Annotated in this window: 3 protein-coding genes and 1 pseudogene; all 4 read right to left on the bottom strand. The window is 71.6% G+C overall.

Annotated elements, in window-relative coordinates:
* A pseudogene (locus BQ8420_RS24390) lies at positions 1 to 182 on the bottom strand (hypothetical protein); the annotation flags it as partial.
* A gap of 131 nt (positions 183 to 313) precedes the next feature.
* Positions 314 to 1,006, bottom strand: coding sequence for a sirohydrochlorin chelatase (locus BQ8420_RS24385; protein WP_087101564.1), 693 nt, complete (start codon positions 1,004 to 1,006; stop codon positions 314 to 316).
* Complete coding sequence (locus BQ8420_RS24380; RefSeq protein ID WP_087101562.1) at positions 1,003 to 2,130, bottom strand: uroporphyrinogen-III synthase; 1,128 nt, start codon at positions 2,128 to 2,130, stop codon at positions 1,003 to 1,005. Before BQ8420_RS24380 ends, BQ8420_RS24385 begins: the two co-directional genes overlap by 4 nt.
* Complete coding sequence (gene nirD / locus BQ8420_RS24375; RefSeq protein WP_087101560.1) at positions 2,127 to 2,489, bottom strand: nitrite reductase small subunit NirD; 363 nt, start codon at positions 2,487 to 2,489, stop codon at positions 2,127 to 2,129. Before nirD ends, BQ8420_RS24380 begins: the two co-directional genes overlap by 4 nt.
* Positions 2,490 to 2,635 lie beyond the last annotated feature (146 nt).

Below are 2,635 nucleotides of genomic sequence, written 5' to 3'. Positions count from 1 at the left end.
GTGGGCTCGTGTGCGCCGCCCAGGGCGGTGTGGATCAGGTGGGTGAGGGGGTCGTCGGTGGTGGCCTTGGTGGGTGGGGCGCCCACCAAAGCGGCCGCGGCCAGGGGGCCCAGGAGGGCGCCGGCGGCGCGGTCGGGTTCGGGACGGCGATCATCGCGTGGCGGGGTGGGTGGTGTGGGCACGGCCGTCCTCGCTGAGCTGTGGGGTGGTGGTCCGGCCCGGGGGTGGGCGGGTCCACCTGGTGTGTGCCCCACAGGGGGCCGGTCGATCGGAGGTTGCCGGTTGTGGCCATGGCCGGTGCGGGTGGTCGGGTTCAGGCGTTGGTGTCGGGGGTGGGCAGGGCTTGGAGGTAGCGGTCCACGATGGCGTGGGCGATGGCTGCGTCCGGGCATAAGGGCCGGGGTACCACGTCGGCGCCCGAGGCCAGGAGGCGGTCGTGGAAGAGTCCGGGGGCGAGCAGCCAGGTGGCCAGGGCCACGCGTGGGTGTTCGGCTCGGCGCAGGCGGTCGACCTCCTCGGCCACGGGTGGGTCGGCGGTGGCCGCGTAGGCGGTGTGCACCGGGGTGGAAAGGCGTGTGGAGAGCCGGTGGGCGGTGTGTTCCAGGTCGGCTTCGGCGTGGGGGTCGGTGGTGCCGGCGCAGGCCAGGATCAGGGCGTCGCCCGGGCGGTATCCGGCCTGGTGTAGGCGGCGCAGGGCCACCTCTTCCAGGGCGGGGTGCGCGCCCAGGGGTGGGGTGAGGTGGGTGTGGGTGCGCCCGGCCCGGGTGAGTTGGTCGGGGATGTCCACGCGCACGTGGTAGCCGCGGGTCAGGAAGGCGGGCACCACGATCAGGGGGCCGGGTGTGCGGGCGGCGACGTCGGCGACGGTGGGGGTGCATACGTCGGCGAAGGCCAGGTGGACGGGGGCCGGTAGGAGTTCGCTCACGCGCAGGGCCAGGGCGTGGGCCACGGCTCGGCCTCGGGGTGAGCGGGTGCCGTGCAGGGCCAGGATGAGGGTGGGGTTCATCGGTGGGTGTCCAGGGCCAGGCGGTAGCCGCGTTTGACGACCGTTCGGATGATCCGGGCATCGCCCAGGGCGGTGCGCAGGCGGGCCACGGCCGTTTCGATGGCGTGGGCGTGGGCGCCTGGACCCAGGCAGGTGAGCAGGTGGTCGCGGCTCTTGACCTGGCCGGGGTGGTGGGCCAGGGCGCGCATGAGGCGCATCTGGGTGGGCGAGAGGGTGTGGACGGTGCCGTCGACCTGGACGGCGTGTCCGCGTAGGCGCAGGTGGTGGCCGGCCACGGTCAGGGTGGGGAATCGGGCGGGTAGTTCTTGGGCGTGTGTGCGTACTTGGGGGCCGATGCGGGCGCGTTGGGGCCACAGGGCGGGGATGTGGTGGGTGGTGAGGGGACGTGCGGTGATCGGGCCCACGCACATGGTCATGACGTCGTGGCGTAGGGCCTTGATGAGCGGGGTCTTGGTTCCGGTGGTGTGGGCGTGGGCCAGGAGTCCGGCCGCGGCGGGGGCGCTGGTGAAGGTGACCGCGTCCACTCCCCCGGTGGTGATGGTGTCGATGAGGCTGTCCAGGGGCGCGGTGTGTTCGGGGCGGGTCCAGCGGTAGACGGGGACTTCGATGACCTCGGCGCCGGCCAGGCGTAGGGCGGCGGTGAAGTCGGTGAGGGGTTGGCCGTGTAGTTGCACGGCCACGCGTAGGCCTTGGACGCCGAGGTTCAGGAGGTGGTCCAGGACCTCGGCAGAGGATTCGGAGGGTGGTGACCATTCCTCGGTGAGGCCGGCGGCGCGGATGGCGCCCTTGGCCTTGGGTCCTCGGGCCAGCAGGCGTGAGGAGCGCATGGCGGTCAGCAGTTGTGGAGCGGTGCCCCAGGTCTCGCAGGCCTCGACCCAGCCGCGGAAGCCGATGCCGGTGGTGGCCACGACGATGTCGGCGGGGGCGCGGGTGAGTTGTTCGGAGACCGTGGCCAGGCGTTGGTCGTCGCTCAAGGGGAGGATGCGCAGGGTGGGTGCGGCGATGACCTGGGCGCCCTTGCGGTGCAGGAGGGCGGTGAGTTCTTCGGCTCGGCGTGCGGCTGTGACGGCGACGGTGAACCCGGCCAGGGGTGCGGTGGTGGTCTGGGGCGGGGTCGTGGTCACGGGGTTCCTTGGGGTGTGGTGCCGATCTGGAGCATGCCGTGGTGTTGGCGTACGGGCCAGGTGGTCAGGTGGGTGTGCTCGTGGTCGAGGCTGTGGCCGCTACGCAGGCTGAAGACGTGTTTGAGCATGGGTGAGGTGATGGTGGGTTCGCCGGAGCGGTCGCCGACGATGCCGCGGCAGATGACGGCGGCGCCGGTGTGGGGGTCGATGTTGTCCACGGAGTACAGGTGGCCCTGGTGGGTGCGGAACAGGGCGATTTGGTGGTGGTCGGGTAGGAGGACGGCCAGGCCGATCTCGGTTTCGAGGTGGTGGTCGAGGCAGGCGTCGATCCAGGGCGTGGGCGGGGTGAGGGTGGTCATCGGGTGCTCTCCTTGGTGGGTCGGGTGGTGGGGATGCCCAGGGGTGTGGGTGTGGGTTGGTTGCGGGTGGTGGTGAAGGCGATGGTGGGGTCGGGGGCTGACTCTTATACACATCTGACGCAGCCGACGAATAGAGAGGTGTAGAT

Source organism: Nocardiopsis sp. JB363 (assembly GCF_900143625.1).
Classification (GTDB): Bacteria; Actinomycetota; Actinomycetes; order Streptosporangiales; family Streptosporangiaceae; genus Nocardiopsis.
This window is presented reverse-complemented; position numbering and strand designations above follow the sequence as displayed.